Origin of the sequence: Paractinoplanes rishiriensis (assembly GCF_016862375.1) — a bacterium.
GTDB lineage: Bacteria > Actinomycetota > Actinomycetes > Mycobacteriales > Micromonosporaceae > Actinoplanes > Actinoplanes rishiriensis.
In genome coordinates this window covers 150,838-170,548 of record NZ_BOMV01000048.1, presented here as the reverse complement: position 1 = coordinate 170,548, position 19,711 = coordinate 150,838, and the positions used below count along the sequence as shown (strand labels likewise).

Genomic DNA, 19,711 nt, shown 5'->3' with positions numbered 1-19,711 from the left:
AGCCGCCTCACGATTGTTTGCCTAGGCGCGTGGCTGGATAGGGTGCTGCCGTTGACCGTGAACAGGCGGCCGCCCGCGATTACCTGCTTACCGGCGAACGGAGTGCCGGCCGCGACCATCGCCCCCGTCACGGGATTCAGGACTGCGCCGCCCGTGAAGAGCAGACCGCCCGCCCGCACCGGCTGATTAGGCTCGGTGGGTTGTTGGCGGGACCACAACAGACGCCCGTTGGCCGCCGACACCGCCTCGATCGTGCGGCCCGAAGCCCGGTAAACCCTACGGCCGTCGGTGGCCAGCAAGTCAGCGGCCTTACCCGGAGCCGTCCAGGCGATCGCGCCGGTGGCGGCGTTGACGGCCAGCAGAGCCATGCCCTCGGTGACCAGGAAACGGTCGGCGGCCGGGGTGGCGCTCTGGCTCAGCCATTTGCGGGACTTCGTCCATAGCGCCGCACCATCGGCAACCGCGACCGCGGTCGTGGAGTTGCCCTTGTTGAGCAGCATGCGGCCGTTCGCCGAGACGCTCGACGCCAGGTAGCCCATCTTTCGCCAGACCTCCTGGCCGTCGGACACGCGGTAGGCGAAGGTGCCCAGTTCGTCCGACATCGACTCGCCGGAGATGACCAGCAGGTTCTTGTCGACCAGCGCGCTGTAGATGGGGATGTCCACCTCTTTGGTCCAGCGCGGGCGGCCGGTGGCCAGGTCGAGCGCCGTGAGCGTGCCGTCCGGGTCGCTCGCCGAGTTGCAGTCCGAGTTGGCGGCGATCACGACGTTGCCGGCGACGCCGAGGTAAGGAGTGTCCGAGTCCAGCGGGTCCGGCCAGTTGTAGCGCCACGCCAGCTTGCCGGTCAGAGCCTGGTAGGCGCTGATCCCCAGGTCATCCGTGGCGATCACGCGGCCGGTGGCGACCAGCGGCGCGGACGGGCCGGGGCAGGATTCGTGCTGGCGCAACTGCACCGACCACCGCCTGGTCAGGTGCGGCATGCTGGCCGTGTTGATCGCCGACTCGCCCGGATTGTAGAAGCTGTCCTCGGCGTCATAGCCGGGGTGCTCCCAACCGGGCACGGGAAGACCCAAGGTCAAGATCAATGCGAGGGTACGGAACACAGCAGGCCCCCTGGAATCCGGTGATTTGCGGGCATAACCTACGCCGCGCAAGCCGACAAAAGGGGCCGAATGCCGGAACGGGCGGACGGCCGAGAAGGACCGCCCGCCCGCTGGCAGCTGAACCGGGCTAGCCGTTCATCAGTTTGAGCATCTGCTGGATCTCGCCCTGCCTCGAGTCGCGGACCCGGGTGGCGAAGTCCTTCGCGGCCTGGTTGGCGCCCTTGCCAACCTCCTGCTGGGCCATCTCCACCGCGTTGTGCTGGTGGGCCAGGAACAGGTTGAGAAAGGCGCTGTCGAACTGGGTCGCCTTGACCGTCCTGAGCGCTTTGATCTCGGCAGCGCCGGTGCCGGGGAGGCCGCCGTGGTCGGCGTGCAGGCTGGTGTTCGTGTCGACGTCCACCGGCTTGTTCCACTGTTTCAGCCAGGACTGCATCATGGCCAGTTCGTCCTTCTCGGTGGCCTGCACCGCCTCGGCCAGCACCTTGAGCTCCGGGCTCTTCGCCCGCTCGGCGGCCGTCGCGGTCATCTCCAGGCCCTGCTTCTGGTGGTGGACCATCATCTGCAGGAACATCACGTCGGTGTCGTTGAACTCGGCGCCGGCCTGGATCTCGGCCACCGACTTGACCGCGGCGCTCCCGGCACCGGACGACGTGGCGGCGGGTGGCGACGCGGTACCGCAGGCGGTCAGCAGCAGCGGTGCGGCCAGCGCGAGGAGTACCCGGCGCTTCACAGCGGCAGCCAGAGGGCGAGGGTGTAGATCGACGGCTCCCAGCTGTTGATCGACGTGTGCGACTGCCGGCACTGGTAACGGACCCCGTTGAAGGTCACCTCGTCCCCGGTCCGGTAGGAGGTGCCCGCGGCCCAGGTCCCCGAAGCCTTCGCCGGAGCGGACGTCGGTGCGGCGGTCGGTTTCGTGGCAGTCGGCGCGGGAGCAGGCGCGCCAGTGGTCGGAGCAGCTGTCGGAGCAGCTCCGGCTCCTCCACCGACGTTCAGGTCCACGCAGCTGTAGAAGGCGTTGATCGTGTCCCCGATGTTCCACACCGCGAGCACCGTCCGCCGCCCCGGGAACTTCGACATGTCGACCGTGTGCGTGACGACCGCATCCGGCTGGGCGTTGCCGCCGTCGAACCGGGCCACCTGCGTACCACCGACGAAATACACAAAGTCGGCCGTACGATGCCGCGCCGTCAGCACCCAGGTGAACGTGACCGAGGAGCCCACCGGCCGGGCCGGCCAGTTACGCGACTCGTCGGACAGGACCGACCACTGCTGCACCCCGCCGTCGCAGCGGTTCGCACCCTTCGGCGCCTCGACACTCTGCGGCTCGAACTGGATCGGCCCGCAGTCCTTGACCGTGCCGGCCGCACACAGCGCCTGCCTGCTCGGCGGCGTCGAGACGTATCCGTGCGCCAGCACGGGCGACGCCACCGTCAGCGTGGAGCCGACCGTCATTCCGAGCGCGACCAGGGGGTAGGCGATCTTCCTGCGCATGGCTGCTCTCCGTAGCTTTCGGGGCCAGGTACGGCGAGCACGCTATGGGGCGGAGCCATAAAGGTTCCTTAAAGAAGCCGGAAGGGATCATGAAACCGCGGACCGGGCGGCGAACAGGATGCCGACCCGGGCGCCGCCCAGCGGGCTGCGTTCGATCACCAGTTCGCCGCCGGACTCGGTGGCGGCCCGGCGCACGATGTCCAGGCCCAGCCCGGTCGAGCCGGCCCCGCTCACCCCGCGCCGCACCGCCATGGCCGGGTCGGCGATGCCCGGTCCGGCGTCGTCCACCAGCAGGCCGTCCGGCGAGACCGTGACCCGGAACGCGACCCCGTCCGGGGTGTGCGAGAAGACGTTCCCGAGCATCGCGTCGACCACCAGGATCAGCTCGCTGCGCGGCAGCGGCAGCATGACCGGCACCTCGCCGCCGACCACCTGCCAGGGCCGTTCCTGGTCCTCGGCCAGCACCGACCAGAACGCCAGCCGGTCGGCGAGCACCTCGACCAGGTCGGTGCGTTCCCGGCCGCGCGCCTCCACCCCCAGCCGGGCGCCCGTGATGATCGCCTCGAGCTCCTCGTCGAGCAGGTCACAGGCCTGGCGCATCCGGTCGGCCACCGGGCCGGGCGGCATCGCCTCGGCGTCCAGCCGCAGCGCGGTCAGCGGCGTCCGCAGCCGGTGGGACAGATCGGCGGCCAGCTCCCGCTCCTTGTCGAGCAGGCTGCGCAGGTCGTCGGCCATGGTGTTGAACGCGGCGGCGGCGTCCCGCAGCTCGCGCGGTCCGGCCGGCTCGACCCGGGTGGCCAGGTCGCCGCCGCCCAGCCGCCGGGTCGAGGTGGCGAGCTGCCGGGTGGCCTTGACCAGTTGGCTGCCGAGCCGGTCGGCGAGCAGCGTCGAGCCCGCCACCAGCACGATCGCGAGCCCGCCGAGCACCAGCCAGGCCGGCCACACCCCGCGGCGCGTCTCGGCGTCCGGCACGAACACCTCGACCACCACGGTCCGGCCGTCGGTGAGCACGGTCGGCTGGAGGTAGGCGACGCCGTCCGGCACGGTCGCGAGCGCAGACCTGCGATCCTGGGCGGCCCCGGCGACCTGCCCGGCCACGGTGTGCGAGACGCCGATCGGGGCGACATCGGGCAGGTGCACGGCGAGCCGGCCGCGACTGCCCGCGGTGGTGCTGGCGACCGCGTTCGTCAGCAGGGTCGGATCGGCGTCCACCCCCAGCACGGTCACCAGTGAGGTGGCCTGCTGGCGCGCGTCACTGATCGCCCGGTCGTACGCGATCTGCCGGGTGGCCAGGGTGAGCGGCACCAGGAACGCCAGCGCCACCATCGAGGTGATCGCGAGGGCCAGCCGATTGAGCGCCCACCTCACTGGGCCCACCTCACTGGTCCCACCTCACTGGGCCCACCTCACTGGGGATCGACCATCATGACGCCGACCCCGCGGACGGTGTGCAAGAACCGCGGCTGCGCGGCCGTCTCGCCGAGCTTGCGCCGTAACCAGGAGATGTGCACGTCGATGGTCTGTTCCTCGCCGATCCGGGCCTGGTTCCACACCTCGTTCATCAGCTCCCGGCGGCTGATCACCTGCCCGACGCGTTCGGCCAGGTAGGCCAGCACGTCGAACTCGCGCCGGGTCAGCTGGAGCGCCTGACCGGCCAGTTCGGCCCGGCGCTGCCGCGGGTTGATCACCAACTCGCCGACGGTGATCTCCTGGGGCGCCTGCTCGGGCGCGGTGCGGGCCCGGCGCAGCACCGCGTTGATCCGGGCCAGGATGTGCCCGCCGGAGAACGGCTTGGTCACGTAGTCGTCGGCACCGGCGCTGAGCAGGCTGATGATGTCGGCCTCGGAGCGGCGGGCGGTCGCCACGATCACCGGTACGTCGGAGACCGAGCGCATCATCCGCAGCGCGTCGGTGCCGTCGATGTCCGGCAGCCCCAGGTCGAGGATCACCAGATCGGGCCGTTCCGCGGAAACGATCTTGAGGGCGTCGGCGGCCCGGCCCACCGGCCGCACCACGTGCCCGGCGTCGGTCAGGGCGCGGGACAGGGCGGCCGTGATGATGCGGTCGTCCTCGACCAGCAGGATCAACGCCATGGCGTACACCATAGGTGTAAGTGAGACGATAACTAGATGGGAAGTTTCCGGTTGGCCCCCGTCGCCGGTTGGTGCGCCGCCACGGCGACCAGCATCGTGCTGGGCAGCGTGGCGATCCTGCCGGTGCTGCGCACGAGCGAGCCGGCCGACACCGCGCTGGCCCAGTTGCCGGCCGCGAACGCGACGAGCTTCCCGGCACCGTTGCCCAGCGTGACTGGCCCCGGTGACGCTCCGTCGCGACCGACGACCGCCCCGACCTCTCGCAAGCCGCGCACCACCGCACCCACGCCGACGTCCGGCTCCGCGACCACGTCCGCGCCGGGCCGCGCCACCACGCCGCCGACCACCACCGAGGACGGCTGGACGGTCACCACCGCGGCGGACGGCCTGCGCACGTTCGTCCGCTCCTTCAAGGTCGAGGGCGGGCAGGCGGTGATCCGGATGACCTCGGACGGGGTGGTCGAGTTGGTCACCGCGACGCCCGCCGACGGGTACGCGGTGCAGAAGGTCCAGGACTCCCCGGACAACATGGCGGTCTACTTCAACGAGACCGGGCACAGCTTCATCATTCACGCGACCTGGTGGGATGATCGTCCGTTTTCCCAGGTCAGCGAGATCGGCCAGTAATCGGGTCGATTACCTCCTGTTTTGCCGGGTAAAGGGATCGGCAGAAGGAGGGATGCACGCATGACTACGCACACCGAGCACCAACCGACTTCGGAACTCGTGAAGCAGCTGGGCGAGCAGGTTTCGACGCTCGTACGGGACGAGCTGACGCTGGCCCGGATGGAGATGGTGGAGAAGGGCAAGCGCGCGGGCACCGGGGCCGGACTGCTCGGTGGCGCCGGCGTCCTGGCGCTGTATGGCCTGGGCGCGCTCCTGGTCACCGTCGGCGCAGCCCTGGCCCTGGTGCTGCCGGTCTGGGTCGCGGCCCTGGTGGTGACCGTGGTGCTGTTCGCCGCGGCCGGCATCGCCGCGCTGATCGGCAAGAGCCAGGTGCAGCGCGCGCTGCCGCCGGAGCCCAAGGACGCGATGGCCAGCGGCCGGCGCGACGTGGAGGCGGTCAAGGCCGCGATCAAGGAGGGACGCCGCTCATGAGCGCCGAGAACCGGACCGCCGACGAGGTACGGGCGGAGATCGCCGAAACCCGGGCCGAGCTGCAGGAGACGGCCGCCGCGCTGGCCGCCAAGACCGACGTGAAGGCGCAGATCAAGCAGGTCGCCACGGCCAAGAAGACCCAGGTCCAGAACGCAGCGGCGGACGTGAAGCAGGCCGCGGCGGAGAAGGCCGCCGAGGTGAAGGACAAGGCCGCCGACGTCAAGCAGGCCGCTGCCGACAAGACCGCCCAGGTCAAGGAGGCCGCCGCCGGCAAGACGGCCGCGGCCAAGGGCGCCGCCGTGCAGAAGGCAGCCGAGATCAGGGACGCGGCGACCGCCCGCACGGCCGAGGCCAACCGGGCCGCCGCCGACTCCGGCACCAGGACGGCCGAGGCCAACCGCGCCGCAGCCGCGGCCGGCACCACGCACCGCGCAACGGTAGCCGGGGTGCAGCAGACCACCACCGAGACCGCGTCGCGGGTGGCCGAGTCGGCCGCCGAGGCGGCCGATCGGGCCAAGCACCAGTTCACCGACGGCGACCCGGCCACCGTGGCCCGCCGCCCGCTCCCGTTCGCGGTGCTCGCCGCCGCGGCCATGGGCATCGCGGCCATCGCCGCCACGATCCTGCGCCGCCGCCGGTAATCGGTAGCCGGCAGAGAAGCACCGGACGGCCCGGCCCGCGGTGACGGGCCGGGCCGTTACGGCATCTGATCGGCGGGGTGCGTCTGGAACAGCGCGTCCTCCAGCACCCCGTTGAGCATCCGGGCGTACGTCGCGGACAGGTGGAACCGGTTGCGGTAGACCACGACGTTGCCGATCACCGGGGTACAGACCGCGCTGCACAGCCACGGCAGTACCGGGATGTATCCCGAGCCGGTCGCCTCCGCGGCCGCCTTGTCGGCGTCGTTCCACACCCGTTCGGTGGCCTTCGCCCTGGTGGTGAAACAGGCCGCGAGGTTCGCGCCGTGCGCCGCCAGGCAGTCCGGCGCGCTCTCGTCCAGCACCGGGGTGTCACCCAGCACGATCACCCGGGGTACCGCCCGGCGCATGGTGGCCAGCGTCTGCCGCAGCCCCTCCTGCCACTGCGACGCGGTGATCGGCTCACCGCGGTCGAGTTTGCGGCCGAAGCTCTCGTTGGTCACCACCACGAGATCGGGCGGGTCGGCCTGGAACCGGCTCAGGACGAAGTCGCGGAAACGGTCACACTCGGTGAACGGACGCCGCTCCTGCTCGTTCCAGAACGTTACTTTCGGTGTCGGGCAGGCCGGCTTGCCGTAGAACTCTAGGCGCCACTCCCGGCGCTGGGCGATCGGCATCATGGCCGGCAGCCACATGCCGGCGTGCGAGTCGCCGTACAGCACCACCCGGAACGCGCTGGCCGGGTCGCCGAAGACGCACGGGTCGGGCATCCGGTCGACCTGCGGCGCGACCTCGCACTTCTCGTTGTCGAAGCCCATGTCGTCGCCGGCCGTCGCGATGGACGGCGTCAGGTCTGGCGGCACGGTGCGGATTGCCGGCGCCTTGCGGACCGCGGCCAGGACGGTCGACAACTCGACCCGCGGCGCCGGCTGCTCAGTGCTCGTACCCGTCGACTGCTTCTCGCCGCCGCAGCCGACCGCACCCGCGACCAGCACGGTGAGCAGGACGAGCAGGTAGGGCAGACGACGACGGGGCTCAGGGCTGGACATGTGGGAGCGGCGCTCCTAACCGGGGTTGATGCTCGGCACCACCGCCCGCGCCGGCGGGCGAGGTGATCGTGGTCAGTTGCGCCACCGCGAGCGGCGCCAGGATGAGCAGCACCGCCACCACCGCCGTACGCAGGTGGGAGCGCCGCAGGTGCCGGCTGTGCCGGACCGGGTTCTCGATGCAGGCGTAGGTGATCGCGGCCAGCACCACGCTGAGCAGAACCAGCCAGAACCGGGCGGGCCCGGACAGCGGACCGTACGCCTGCTCGGCGACGATCAGCACCGGCCAGTGCCAGAGGTAGAGCGAGTACGAGATCCGCCCGAGCCACTGCATCGGGCGGACCGCCAGCAGGGCGTCCCCGCGGCCGGCCAGCACCAGCACGGTCGCCACGATCGGCAGCGCCGCCGCGTACCCGGGAAAGGGTGTGGTGCTGTCGAAGCTGAGCGCCGCCACCACGATCCCGGCCAGCCCGACACCGGCCATCGCGGCCGCGATCCGGGGCGGGATCCGGGTCAGCCGGCCGGCTGCCAGAGCGAGCAGGCAGCCGGCCCCCAGTTCCCAGGCCCGGGTGGCCGGGGAGAAATACGACCAGGTGGTGCCGGTCTGCCAGATCGAGAAGCCCAGCGAGGCGGCCACGGCCAGGCCGAGCACGACCGGGGTGGCGTGCCGCAGCCCGAGCCAGATGAGCAGGGCCAGCAGGGCCGGCCAGACGAAGTAGAACTGCTCCTCGACGGCCAGCGACCAGAAGTGCTGCAGCGGCGACGGCGCGGCCTGCGAGGTCAGATAGTCGACACCCTGCTGTGCGAAGTTGAAGTTCGCCGCGAACAGCGCCGCCCAGCGGGCGTCCGAGGCGATCTCGTCGCCGCGCAGGAAGCCCAGCCAGTGGTAGCCGGCCAGGGTCACCGCGATCAGCACGACCGTGGAGGCCGGCAGAATCCGCCGGGCCCGCCGGGCATAGAAGCGCAGCAGCGACAGATTCCCGGTCTCGTGCACCTCGCGCAGCATCAGCGTGGTGATCAGGAAGCCGGAGATGACGAAGAAGACGTCGACCCCGATGTAGCCGCCGCCGATTCCGGGGACGCCGGCGTGGAACAGTACGACCACGGCGACCGCCACGGCGCGCAGGCCCTCGACGTCCGGACGGAACCGGAGGGACGGCCCGGCCGCGCGGTCGTGCGCGGCCGGGTGACGTACCTCGGTTGTCATCTGCATCATCGCCGGGAACGCTAATCGCCCAGACAGGCGGAAACGGGCCTTTTGGCACTGGACCCCGCGTTCAGCGGACCTTTCTCCGAATTGCAGCGAGCGTGTGGAATTCGTGCTAGCGCGCATTGACCCGGCCTGTCACCATGGGGGCCGGCAACACGGGGAACGGGGGCACGAACAGGCAATGGGCGGGTTCTTCGAGGCTGCGTTCAGCTTCCCCACCGTGCTCTTCACGCCGCTTTTGGTAATTGTGGTGGCTTATTGGTTGGTGGTGATCACCGGCGGCGTCGACCCGGAGGCGGTCGGCGACGACAGCACGCTCGACTTCGCCGGTCTCGGCGGCGTGCCGGTCACCGTTCCGCTCTCGCTACTCGTCGCGTTCGCCTGGTTCGGCAGCCTGGCCGGCGCCGAATTCCTGCCCGGCTGGGTGGCGCTGATCGCCGCCCTGGTCGCCGCCTGGCTGCTCACCCGGCTGGCGACCCTCCTGATCGGACGGTTCCGGCCGGTCGGCATCAATCCGTCCCGCGCCGACTTCGTCGGCCACACCTGCATCATCCGCACCGGGCGGGTGACCGGCACGTTCGGACAGGCCGAGGTGCACGCCGGCGACGGCTCCTCGGCGATCGTCCAGGTGCGCCAGGCCGGCACCGACGACCTGCGCGCCGGCACCGTCGCACTGCTCTACGACTTCGACCCCGAGGGCGAGTTCTTCTGGGTCATCCCCGCTGATATCGCAACGAAGGATATTTGATGGACGTAATCTCCACCGGTTTCGGCATTCTCGTCGCAGTCATCGTTCTGGTCGCCATCGGTCTTGCGCTCTTCCTGAGTCGCATGTTCCACAAGGTCGAACAGGGCAAGGCGCTCATCGTCTCCAAGGTCCGCCGGGTGGACGTCACCTTCACCGGCGCGGTCGTCCTTCCGGTGCTGCACAAGGCCGAGGTCATGGACATCTCGGTGAAGACGATCGAGATCTCACGTACCGGTCGAGAGGGTTTGATCTGTCGCGACAACATCCGGGCCGACATCCGGATCACGTTCTTCGTGCGGGTCAACAAGACCACCGAGGACGTCATCAAGGTGGCCCAGGCGATCGGCACCCAGCGGGCCAGCAACGAGATCACGCTCCAGGAACTGTTCAGCGCCAAGTTCTCCGAGGCGCTCAAGACGGTCGGCAAGCAACTCGACTTCGTCGACCTCTACACCAAGCGCAACGACTTCCGTGACCAGATCATCTCGGTGATCGGCACCGACCTGAACGGGTACAGCCTCGAGGACGCGGCTATCGACTTCCTTGAGCAGACCCCGCTGCACTCGCTGGACAGCAAGAACATCCTGGACGCCCAGGGCATCCGCAAGATCACCGAGCTCACCGCGATCGAGGCGGTCAAGACCAACGACTACCGGCGCAACGAGGAGAAGGAGATCACCCGGCAGGACGTGGAGGCCAAGGAGGCCATCCTCGAGCTCCAGCGCCGGCAGGCGGACGCCGAGATCAAGCAGCGCCGCGAGATCGAGACCATCCGGGCCCGCGAGGACGCCGAGATCGCGCTGGCCCGGGCCGAGGAGCGGCTGCGCGCCGAGGGTGCCGAGCTGCGCACCGCCCAGCAGCTGGGTGTGCAGCAGGAAAACAAGGCCCGCGAGATCGCGGTCGCCGAAAAGAACCGCGAGCGGGTCATCGCCATCGAGACCGAGCGGATCGAGAAGGACCGGATGCTCGAGGTCATCGCCCGGCAGCGCGAGACCGAGCTCACCACGATCGCCAAGGACAAGGAGGTCGAGGCCGAGAAGCGCTTGATCGCCGAGGTGATCCGGGAGCGGATCGCGGTCGAAAGGACCGTGGCCGAGCAGGAGGAGAACATCAAGAAGCTGCGGGTGATCGAGGAGGCCGAGCGCACCCGCCAGGCGGTCATCATCCAGGCCGAGGCCGAGGCGCAGGAGTCCCTGGTCAAGGACATCAAGGCGGCCGAGGCGTCGGAGACCGCGGCGAAGTTCCGGGCCCGCGAGGAGCTGCTGCTGGCCGAGGCCCGGCAGCAGGCGGCCGAGCTGGACGCCCGCGCCAAGATCCGGCTGGCCGAGGGTGTGCAGGCCGAGGTGGCCGCGGCCGGCCTGGCCGACGTCCAGGTCCGCGAGCGCAACGCCGAGGTGGTGGAAAAGACCGGCCGCGCCGAGGCCGTGGTCGACCGCGAGAAGGCGCTGGTCGCGGCCGAGGCGATCAAGGCCAAGCTGCTGGCCGAGGCCGAGGGTCTCACCGACAAGGCCGGTGCCATGGCGGCCCTCGACGAGGCGTCCCGCGAACACGAGGAATACCGCCTGCGCTTGGAGATGGAAAAGGAGATCCGGCTGGCCGGCATCCACGTGCACAAGGAGATCGCCGAGTCGCAGGCCATGGTTCTGGCGGCCGGCTTGGAGAAGGCCGACATCGACATCGTCGGCGGCGACTCGATCTTCTTCGACAAGCTGCTCGGCTCGATCACCCTGGGCAAGAGCGTGGACGGCTTCGTCGGCAACTCGACCGTGGCGCAGGCGCTCGGCTCGCGCTACTTCGACGGCAACGGCGACTTCATGGGCGACCTGACCCGGGCTCTCGGCTCGGTCTCCACCGGTGACGTGGCCAACCTCAGTCTGGCGGCCTTCCTGAGCCAGCAGATCAAGGCCGGCAACGGCGACACCGGCAAGCTGCGTGAGCTGCTGGCCACCGCGAAAGAGATGGGCATCGCCGACGCGAAGGTGCCGGCCGCCCGGTGAGTGAAACTCTGGACGCCGGCACCTACGAGGTCCTGCGCGCCCGCCTGGGCGCGCAGGCCAAGGAGCTGGCGGCGCGCGCCGAGGCGCTGAACGACAAGCGGATCGAGACGTTCGGCGGGCAGCAGATGCGGCTCGCCGGCACCGAGCGCATCCGCACCGAGAACAACTGCGTTCCGCGCGACGTCGTGCACGTGGGCGGCACCATGCTTTTCGGCTACAACGTCTTCATCGGGCTCAAGTCCGAGACAGCGGTCGCCGACGTGTTCGCGGTGCACGACTACGCCGACGGCAAGTTCACCGCGGCCACCAAGCCCGGACTGCTCGACGACGAGGGCTTCCAGCGCGACTTCGCCGAGCTGTACCGGTACTACCGGGAGACCCGGCTGCTCCAGTTGCGCCGGCTCGAGGGACTGCTGCTGGCGGTGTTCCAGACCGGGGCGCGGACCGACGACCTCAAGGTGCTGCGCTGGCGGGTGGCGACCGACGGCAATGTGTCATATGTGGACAGCCGCGGCGAACGGGACCACGTCTTCCCGCCCCAGCACGACTTCGAGTGGACCCTGACCACCCGGGAGAACCACATCCTGGGCCGGCACCCGCACGTGTCGATCCTCGACCAGGTCTTCGTCGAGACGGTCGGTGGCAACCTCACGGTCAAGGTGGAGAACAACACCGAGGACGGCGCCGGCGTCTTCAACGAGCCGGTCACCGAGCCGCTGCAGAGCCTGGCCGACGCCGAGATCGCGTACGCGGTCGTGGGTCCTTTGATCCTGTTGAAAATCCTGCCGTACAAGGAAACCCAGCACCGCTACCTGGTCTTCAACTCGCGCACCCGGGACGTGCAGCGGCTCGACGGCATCGGGCAGGCCTGCCAGCGGCTGCCCGAGGACCAGGGGATCATCTTCCCCGGCGGCTACTACCTGGCCACCGGCGTGGCCAAGACGTTCGACGCGGACACCGCCGATCTGGAGTTCGAGCGGGTGGTGCGCTCGGTCAACGGCGAGGACGTGCTCTACGTCTTCCACGCCCGGGCCGCCGGCCGCTACCTGCTGCTGCCGTACAACGTGATCCGCAAGGAGGTCGCCACCCCGATCGCGTGCCACGGCTACTCGCTGTTCGACAACGGCACCCTGATCGCCTTCCGGCACGACTCCGACGAGCCGACCCGGGTCCACCCCATGCAGATCTGGCAGACGCCGTACGTGTCCGACACGTTCGCGGCGGCGCAGCCGGCCGGCACCGGGCCGCTGGAGCGGATCGGCAACGCCGACCTGGTGCGGGGCATCGCCGATGCGCTGACGGTGACCCGGATGGTCGACGAGATGACCCCGTCCGGGGCGGTGTTCGAGGCGATCATTGCGGCCTGCACCCGGCTGTTCGACCACTACTTCTGGCTCGGCGAGTCCGACCTGGAAGATCTCGCCACCCCGCTGTCCGAGGTCCGCGCGACCGCCGAGCAGGTGCTCGACGAGTTCGAGTCGGTGCAGGCGCTCACCGCGCAGGCCACCGCCGCGGTCGACGAGGCGCAGGCTGGCGCCACCGCGCTGATCCGGCGCGCCCGGGCCGACGCGCCGGCCGGCACCGACGGCTGGATCGGGCTGCTCGCCGCGCTGCGCCAACAGCAGGGCCACGCCGTGACGCTGCGCGAGCTGCGCTACGTCGACCTGGCCCGGCTCGACGCGCTGGCCGCGGAGCTGTCCGCCGAGGTCGACGCCACCGCGCGCCGGGCCGTTGAGTTCCTGCGCCGCGAGGACGCGTTCGCCGGCTATCAGCAGGCCGTCGAGCAGCTGGTCGCCGACGCCGCGGCCATCCCCACGGTGGCCGCCGCCGAGCCGGTCGCGACCCGGCTCACCGAGCAGGCCGACGGCCTCCAGGTGGTCACCGATGTGGTGGGCGGGCTCGACATCGCCGACGCCACGGTCCGGGTGGCGATCCTGGAGCGGATCGGCGAGGTGCTCGGCGGGGTCAACCGGGCCCGGGCCACGCTGGACGCCCGCCGCCGGGAACTGGCCGGCGTCGAGGGCCGGGCCGCGTTCGCCGCCGAGTTCGCGCTGCTCGGCCAGGCGATCACCGCGGGGCTGGCGACGGCCGACACCCCGGACCGCTGCGACGAGCAGTCGGCCAAGCTGATGCTGCAGGTCGAGGCGCTGGAGTCGCGGTTCGGCGAGTTCGAGGACTTCATCGACACGCTGGCCGCCAAGCGCTCCGAGCTCTACGAGGCGTTCGCGGCCCGCCGCCAGGGCCTGCTCGACGAGCGGGCCCGGCGCGCCGACCGCCTGGTGACCTCGGCCCAGCGCACCCTCGCGAGCGTGCAGCGCCGGGTCGCCGGCCTGGCCACGCTGGAGGAGGTCAACACCTACTTCGCCACCGACCCGATGGTGGGCAAGCTCCGCTCGGTGGCCGCCGAGCTGCGCACTCTGGGCGACGCGGTGCGGGCCGAGGAGCTCGACGGCCGGGTCAAGGCGGCCCGTCAGGAGGCCGGCCGGTCCCTGCGCGACCGCCTCGACCTCTACGGCGACGGCGGCACCACGATCCGCCTCGGCCGGCACACGTTCGCGGTCAACACCCAGGCCGTCGATCTCACGCTGGTGCCGGACGGCGCCGAGCTGGCCTTCACGATCACCGGCACCGACTACCGCGCGCCGATCCGGGACGCCTCGTTCGTGGCCGACACCCGCCCGTTCTGGGAGCAGTCGCTGGTCTCCGAAAATCGGGAGATCTACCGGGCCGAGCACCTGGCCGCCGCGATCTTCGCGGCCGATCCGGCGGGTGTGGCCGTCGCGCTGGCCGACGGGTCCTTGCGTGACCTGGTACGCCGGGAGGCCGAGTCGCGCATCGACGAGGGCTACGAACGCGGGGTGCACGACGCCGACGCCACCCTGGTGCTGGACACCGTGATCCGTCTGCACGCGGCCGCCGGCCTGCTGCGCTACCTGCCGTCGGTGCGGGTCGCGGCCCAGCTGTTCTGGGCCTTCGACGCCACCGCGGAGCAGCGTTCGGCCTGGACCGTACGGGCGACCTCGCTGGCCCGGGCCCGGCAGGCGTTCGGCGCCGCCGACGGTCTGGCCGAGCTGGCCGCCGAGCTTGACACGGCGGCCGGCGGCACGGTCGGTGGTCATGGGGTCGGTGGTCATGGGGTCGGCGAATACCTGGTCGAGGAGCTGGCCGCCGGCCAGGCCGGGTTCGTGACGAGCGCCGGCGCGCGCACATTCCTCGACCGGTTCCACCGCACCGACCGCGGATACCTCGACGACCTGCGCGGACTCAGCACGGTGGCCGAGCGGCGACAGCTGATCACCGGGTGGCTGTCGGCGTTCCGGGCCGCGCACCCGGGGAGCGGCACCGCCGACGACCTGCTCGAGGCGGTCGCCATCGAACTGACCGGCAGCCAGCTCACCCGCTACGACTCGGCCGCCGCGCTCGACGCCACGGTCGACGGCCTGCTCGGCGTACACCCGAAGATTGCTGGCCGAAAACTGCCGATCAGGCTCGACCGTTTCCTGGCGGAGACACGCCGGTTCCGGGAGACCACGGTGCCCGCCTACCGGGCGTACCAGAAACGACGGACCGCCCTGGCCACCGCGGAGCGCGACCGCCTGCGCCTGGCCGAATACCAGCCGTCGGTGATGACCACCTTTGTCCGCAACCGGCTGCTGGACGAGGTCTACCTGCCACTGATCGGTGACAACCTGGCCCGCCAGCTGGGCGCGGCCGGCGACGCGAAGCGCACCGACCAGTCCGGCATGCTGCTGCTGATCTCACCGCCCGGCTACGGCAAGACCACCCTGATGGAATACGTCGCGAACCGCCTCGGCCTGGTCTTCGTCAAGATCAACGGGCCGGCACTGGGGCACGACGTGACCTCGCTCGACCCGGCCGCGGCGCCCAACTCGACCGCGCGGCTGGAGGTCGAAAAGATCTCGTTCGCGCTCGAGATGGGCAACAACGTGCTGCTCTATCTCGACGACATCCAGCACACCTCGCCCGAGTTGCTGCAGAAGTTCATCTCGCTGTGCGACGCCCAGCGCCAGATGGAGGGCGTCTGGGCGGGCCAGACAAAACGCTACGACCTGCGCGGCAAGCGATTCGCGGTGTGCATGGCCGGCAACCCGTACACCGAGAGCGGGCAGCGCTTCCGAATCCCCGACATGCTGGCCAACCGGGCCGATGTGTGGAACCTGGGCGACGTGCTGGCCGGTCGCGAGGAGGCGTTCGAGCTCTCCTACCTGGAAAACTCGCTCACCGCGAACGCGGTGCTGGCGCCGCTGGCCACCCGGGAACGCGGTGACCTGCCGCTGCTGATCCGGCTGGCCGAGGGCGACGAGTCGGTGCGACCGGACCGGCTGGCGTACGCGTACTCGGCGGCCGAGCTCGAGCAGGTGCTGTCGGTGCTGCGCAAGATGCGCCGGGTGCAGCGGGTGGTGCTGCGCAACAACCAGGCGTACATCGCCTCGGCCGGCCAGGCCGACGAGTCCCGCACCGAGCCGCCGTTCCGTCTCCAGGGCTCCTACCGCAACATGAACAAGCTGGCCGAACGCATCGTCCCGGCGATGAACGAGGCCGAGTTGGAGGGCGTGCTCGACGACCACTACCTGGGCGAGGCGCAGACCCTCACCTCGGGCGCCGAGGCCAACCTGCTCAAGCTGGCCGAGTTGCGCGGCCGGCTCAGCCCGGCGCAGGAGGAGCGCTGGGCCGAGGTGAAGGCAGCCTACCTGCGGGCCAAGGCGCTGGGTGGCGCCGAGGACGACCCGATGACCCGCGCGGTCGGCGCGGTCGGGCTGCTCGCCGACCGGGTCGGCGACGTGTCCTCGGCGATCACCCGCCTGCACCGGTAGGCGGCTCAGACGGAGCGCAGTGCCTCGGTGGGGGAGAGGCGGGCGGCCCGCAAGGCCGGCACCAACCCGGCAATCGCGCCGATCACGATGGCCGCGACAATGCCGCCCGCCCACGCCTCGACCGGCACCACCACCTGCCACGACCTGCTTCGGGCATAGACCACGGTGGACAGCACCCCGGCCGCCACCCCGGCCGCCCCGCCGATCAGGGTCAGGAGGATCGCCTCGGCCAGGAACTGGCCCCGGATCTGGCGGCGGGTTGCGCCGAGCGCCCGTCGCAGACCGATCTCCGAGCGTCGTTCCAGCACGGAAATGATCATGATGTTGGCGACGCCGACCGCGCCGACTATCAGGGCCACCACGCCCAGGCCCAGGAACAGGCTGTCGAAGGCGCCCTCGGCGGCGGCGCGGGCGGTCAGGGCGTCGGAGGGCTGGCTGACGTCGACCTCGTTCGGGGACTGCGGGTTGGCGGTCTGCGCCAGCACCGACTGCACCTGCGCCACCCGCGCGGTCTGCGCCCGGACGTAGAGCGTGCCCGGCGGCCCGGCCCGCGCCGCACCCGACGCCACGGTGACGTGGTCCAGGTAGCGCTCCGCCGCCCGGTAGCCCACCAGGGCACTGGTGTCCAGTTCGGACGCCAGCAGGGTGGGCCGCAGGATGCCGGCCACGTAGAACCACTGGCCGCCCAGCCACACCCGCTGGCCCGGTACCACCCGGTCGAAGCCCAGTCGCCTCGCCGCCGTGGCGCCCAGCACCACCACCGGCTCGGTGGCGGTCGCCTCGTTCAGCCACCGGCCCTGCGCGATGCCGGTGGCCACCACCTCGGGCAGGTTGAGGCTGGCCGCGCGCACCTGCAGCGCGTTCGTGGAAACCGCCGGGATCAGCGGGGTGCGGTAGACCTTGGCGTCGTCGATCGCGGCGGTGTGTGCCACCTGTTCGACCGCCGCCAGGTTACCGACCCGGGCCGGGGCCTCCACCGGCAGTTGCGCCTCGGCGCCGGCGAACGAGCGGCCGCTGTCGGCGGTGAGCAGGTTGGTGCCCAGGCGGTCGATCTCGGCCAGCAGGCCGGCCTGGGACGACGACGAGAGGCCCAGCACCGCCACGATCGCGGCCACCCCGATCGCGATGCCCAGCGCCGAGAGGGCGGCCCGCAGCTTGCGGGCCCGCACACCGACGCTGGCCACCCGGGCCTGGTCACTGAGGCGCAGCCGCACGGGTCATCACCTCCTGGCCGTACGGAACCTGCCGGCCGTCCAGCACGTGCACCTGCCGGGGCAGGGACGCGGCCAGCTGGTTGTCGTGGGTGATCACCAGGATGGTGGCGCCCTCGGCGTTCAGTTCGTGCAGCAGGTCGACGATGGTGGCGCCGGCGGCACTGTCCAGGTTTCCGGTCGGCTCGTCGGCCAGCACGATCGCGGGCCGGCCGGCCAGGGCCCGGGCGATCGCCACCCGCTGCCGTTCCCCACCGGACAGCTTGGCGGCGGTGAACCGCATCCGGTGGGCCAGGCCGACCCGGTCCAGCGCCTCGGCCGCGCGGCGCCGCCTGGTCCGTACGTCGGCACCGGCGTACAGCATCCCGTCGGCCACATTCTCCAGCGCGGTGGCGTGCGCGCTCAGGAAGAACTGCTGAAACACGAAGCCGATCCGGCTCGCCCGCAGATCGGCCAGCCGCCGGTCGTCCAGGCCGGCCACGTCCACCCCGTCGATACGCACCACGCCGCCGCTGGGGCGTTCCAGCGTGCCGATGACGTGCAGCAACGTCGACTTGCCGGAGCCGGACGGCCCGACGATCGCGACCAGTTCGCCGGGGTCCACGCGCAGGCTGATGCCCCGCAACACCGGCTGGTCACCGTACGCCTTCACGACGTCGACCAGTTCCAGGACCGGCCCGCTCACGACGACGGCACCACCACTCGGTCGCCGACCGCCAACGGCCCGGTCACCTGCACCATGCCCGCCGCGTCGTCGAACTGGCCGAGCTTGACCGGCACGGTTTCGCGTACCCCGGCCGCCGTGACCCGCTCCACCCCGAAGCCGCCGCCGTCCACCCCGATCAGCGCGGTGACCGGCACGATCAGCGCGTCCTTCACCCCGGCCGTGGTGATCCGCACCCGCACCGGTGCGGCGTCCAGCGCGCCCGCCTCCCGGGGCTGGTCCAGGGTGAGATAGACCGGCACGGTCGCGCCCTCGCCCTCCTTGCCCGCGGTGGCCACCGCGCCGATCCGGCTCACCCGGCCCGCGGTGACCCGGTTGTCCGGCAGCGTGATCCGGGCCCGGTTGCCGACCTTGACCTGGGCCTGTTGCGACGCGTTCAGCTCGACCACGACCTGCCGGGCGGTGGTCACGGCCGCACCGATCCGGCCGCCCGGCTGGGCCCGGGTGCCCAGGGTCGCGGTCACCTCGGCGATCCGGACCGGGCCGGGCAGCACGACCGCCGCGCCGACCCGCAGCGTTCCGGTCTCCTCGGCGCCGCGGTCCTCCTGCAACTCCGCCAGGGCGTTCCCGGTCTCCCAGGTGAACTCGTCGCCGTCGAGGGAGAGGGCCCGGTTCACCAGTGCCACGTCCCAGCCCTCGCGACCCTCGTACAGGTCGCGGTAGAGCGGGCGGTTGCCGCAGAGCAGCAGCACCGGGTCGTCGTCGACCCAGTAGAGCACCTGCCCGCAGCCGATCACCTGACCGGCCGCGGGCAGCTTGGTGTAGAGGCCGGACGCCTGGTTGACGATCGGGTAGTCGCTGCCGTCGGCCCGGGCCGCGTACGACAACGTGCCGGTCTGGTTCACCTGCCCGGACAGCGCACCCTGCCGCACTTCGACCGTGGCGGCGGAGACGGCGGCCGGGGCCGGCGCCTCGCCGGACGCCGACCGGGACCAGAAGAGCCCGGCCAGACCGACTCCGGCCAGCGCCACGCCCGCCGTGATCCAGCGGCCCGTGCTCACCGCATTCCCGCGGGCATCTGGTCCCGGCACTTCGCCTGGGCGTCCTGGAACGCCGGCGACTCCGGATCCACGCCGCCGCCGTCCGGGCCGCCGATCAGCATCCGGCCGTCCGGCTGCGGGTCGGGCATGTTCGGTACGCCGTTCTCCCGCATACAGGCCACGAACTTGAGCATCTGGGCCTGTTGGGCCCCGTTCGCCTGCTGCTCGCCGAGACCTGCCGGGGCGTACGGCTTGCATGTCTCTTGGGCCTTTTGGAAAGCCTCGCTGTCCGGGTCCAGGTCGGAACCCTTGCGGATCTGGATCTGGAGTCGCCCGTCAACGGGATCGGGGAAGCTCGGCACTCCGTTGTCCCGCATGCACTGCGAGTACTTCATCGCCTGCGACTCGCGTTCGTCGGCGGAAGGCGCCGCCACAGGTTCCTTGTCGGCACAGCCGCTCAACAGAATCAGCAGGCCGGCCACCACCACAATCTTCATTCGCATGCCGCAGATTTCTACGGACGTGTCGGTCACAGCC

17 protein-coding genes are annotated in these 19,711 nt (G+C 71.0%); 6 read left to right on the top strand and 11 right to left on the bottom strand.

What is annotated here, in order from left to right; translation table 11 throughout:
• The 5 genes from Ari01nite_RS20485 to Ari01nite_RS20465 all read right to left on the bottom strand — a co-directional run.
• On the bottom strand, window positions 1-1,061 hold a 1,061-nt coding region (locus tag Ari01nite_RS20485), incomplete at its 3' end, for an outer membrane protein assembly factor BamB family protein (RefSeq protein ID WP_203782875.1).
• Between the two features lie 169 nt (window positions 1,062-1,230).
• A complete protein-coding gene (locus Ari01nite_RS20480) occupies window positions 1,231-1,791 on the bottom strand; it encodes a DUF305 domain-containing protein (protein ID WP_203782891.1) in 561 nt (186 codons plus the stop codon).
• A 38-nt stretch (window positions 1,792-1,829) separates the two neighbouring features.
• A complete protein-coding gene (locus tag Ari01nite_RS20475) occupies window positions 1,830-2,594 on the bottom strand; it encodes a lytic polysaccharide monooxygenase (RefSeq protein ID WP_203782874.1) in 765 nt (254 codons plus the stop codon).
• Window positions 2,595-2,681: 87 nt separating this feature from the next.
• Window positions 2,682-3,962, bottom strand: coding sequence for a sensor histidine kinase (locus Ari01nite_RS20470; protein WP_203782873.1), 1,281 nt, complete (start codon window positions 3,960-3,962; stop codon window positions 2,682-2,684).
• Window positions 3,963-4,000: 38 nt separating this feature from the next.
• The gene (locus Ari01nite_RS20465; protein WP_203782872.1) at window positions 4,001-4,687 is read right to left on the bottom strand and encodes a response regulator transcription factor; all 687 of its coding nucleotides are present in this window, start codon (window positions 4,685-4,687) and stop codon (window positions 4,001-4,003) included.
• Window positions 4,688-4,723: 36 nt separating this feature from the next.
• On the opposite strand from Ari01nite_RS20465, the gene Ari01nite_RS20460 reads away from it, so the two are divergent.
• Genes Ari01nite_RS20460 through Ari01nite_RS20450 form a run of 3 tightly spaced genes read left to right on the top strand, consistent with a single transcriptional unit; the run spans window position 4,724 to window position 6,426 of the window.
• Window positions 4,724-5,314: a DNA mismatch repair protein MutL gene (locus Ari01nite_RS20460; RefSeq protein ID WP_203782871.1), complete on the top strand. Its 591-nt coding sequence runs from the start codon at window positions 4,724-4,726 to the stop codon at window positions 5,312-5,314.
• A gap of 60 nt (window positions 5,315-5,374) precedes the next feature.
• Entirely contained in the window at window positions 5,375-5,785 is a 411-nt protein-coding gene (locus Ari01nite_RS20455) for a phage holin family protein (protein WP_203782870.1), read from the top strand.
• Window positions 5,782-6,426, top strand: a complete 645-nt coding sequence (locus Ari01nite_RS20450; RefSeq protein ID WP_203782869.1) for a DUF3618 domain-containing protein — start codon at window positions 5,782-5,784, stop codon at window positions 6,424-6,426. Before Ari01nite_RS20455 ends, Ari01nite_RS20450 begins: the two co-directional genes overlap by 4 nt.
• Before the next feature lie 56 nt (window positions 6,427-6,482).
• Here the strand turns inward: Ari01nite_RS20450 and Ari01nite_RS20445 are convergent, their stop codons facing one another.
• The gene (locus Ari01nite_RS20445; protein WP_203782868.1) at window positions 6,483-7,472 is read right to left on the bottom strand and encodes an SGNH hydrolase domain-containing protein; all 990 of its coding nucleotides are present in this window, start codon (window positions 7,470-7,472) and stop codon (window positions 6,483-6,485) included.
• Window positions 7,459-8,685, bottom strand: coding sequence for an acyltransferase family protein (locus Ari01nite_RS20440; RefSeq protein WP_203782867.1), 1,227 nt, complete (start codon window positions 8,683-8,685; stop codon window positions 7,459-7,461). The genes Ari01nite_RS20445 and Ari01nite_RS20440 overlap by 14 nt, the downstream gene beginning before the upstream one ends.
• Before the next feature lie 244 nt (window positions 8,686-8,929).
• Here Ari01nite_RS20440 and Ari01nite_RS20435 point away from each other — a divergent pair, with 244 nt between their 5' ends.
• Genes Ari01nite_RS20435 through Ari01nite_RS20425 form a run of 3 tightly spaced genes read left to right on the top strand, consistent with a single transcriptional unit; the run spans window position 8,930 to window position 16,259 of the window.
• Entirely contained in the window at window positions 8,930-9,427 is a 498-nt protein-coding gene (locus Ari01nite_RS20435) for a hypothetical protein (protein WP_239162870.1), read from the top strand.
• Window positions 9,427-11,424 carry a flotillin family protein gene (locus Ari01nite_RS20430; RefSeq protein ID WP_203782865.1) on the top strand — a complete coding sequence of 666 codons (1,998 nt, stop codon included), beginning with the start codon at window positions 9,427-9,429 and terminating at the stop codon, window positions 11,422-11,424. Before Ari01nite_RS20435 ends, Ari01nite_RS20430 begins: the two co-directional genes overlap by 1 nt.
• Complete coding sequence (locus tag Ari01nite_RS20425) at window positions 11,421-16,259, top strand: DNA repair ATPase (RefSeq protein ID WP_203782864.1); 4,839 nt, start codon at window positions 11,421-11,423, stop codon at window positions 16,257-16,259. The genes Ari01nite_RS20430 and Ari01nite_RS20425 overlap by 4 nt, the downstream gene beginning before the upstream one ends.
• A 5-nt stretch (window positions 16,260-16,264) precedes the next feature.
• Here Ari01nite_RS20425 and Ari01nite_RS20420 read toward each other — a convergent pair whose 3' ends face one another.
• From Ari01nite_RS20420 to Ari01nite_RS20405, 4 genes are read right to left on the bottom strand one after another with little or no spacing between them, the layout of a single operon-like run.
• Window positions 16,265-17,473, bottom strand: coding sequence for an ABC transporter permease (locus Ari01nite_RS20420; RefSeq protein ID WP_239162869.1), 1,209 nt, complete (start codon window positions 17,471-17,473; stop codon window positions 16,265-16,267).
• On the bottom strand, window positions 17,454-18,155 hold the full coding sequence (locus Ari01nite_RS20415) for an ABC transporter ATP-binding protein (protein WP_203782863.1): 702 nt from the start codon (window positions 18,153-18,155) through the stop codon (window positions 17,454-17,456). Before Ari01nite_RS20415 ends, Ari01nite_RS20420 begins: the two co-directional genes overlap by 20 nt.
• Window positions 18,152-19,195 (bottom strand): efflux RND transporter periplasmic adaptor subunit, encoded by a 1,044-nt coding sequence (locus Ari01nite_RS20410; protein ID WP_203782862.1) that lies wholly within the window; start codon window positions 19,193-19,195, stop codon window positions 18,152-18,154. Before Ari01nite_RS20410 ends, Ari01nite_RS20415 begins: the two co-directional genes overlap by 4 nt.
• A complete protein-coding gene (locus Ari01nite_RS20405) occupies window positions 19,192-19,677 on the bottom strand; it encodes a hypothetical protein (RefSeq protein WP_203782861.1) in 486 nt (161 codons plus the stop codon). The genes Ari01nite_RS20410 and Ari01nite_RS20405 overlap by 4 nt, the downstream gene beginning before the upstream one ends.
• Between the last annotated feature and the right edge of the window lie 34 nt (window positions 19,678-19,711).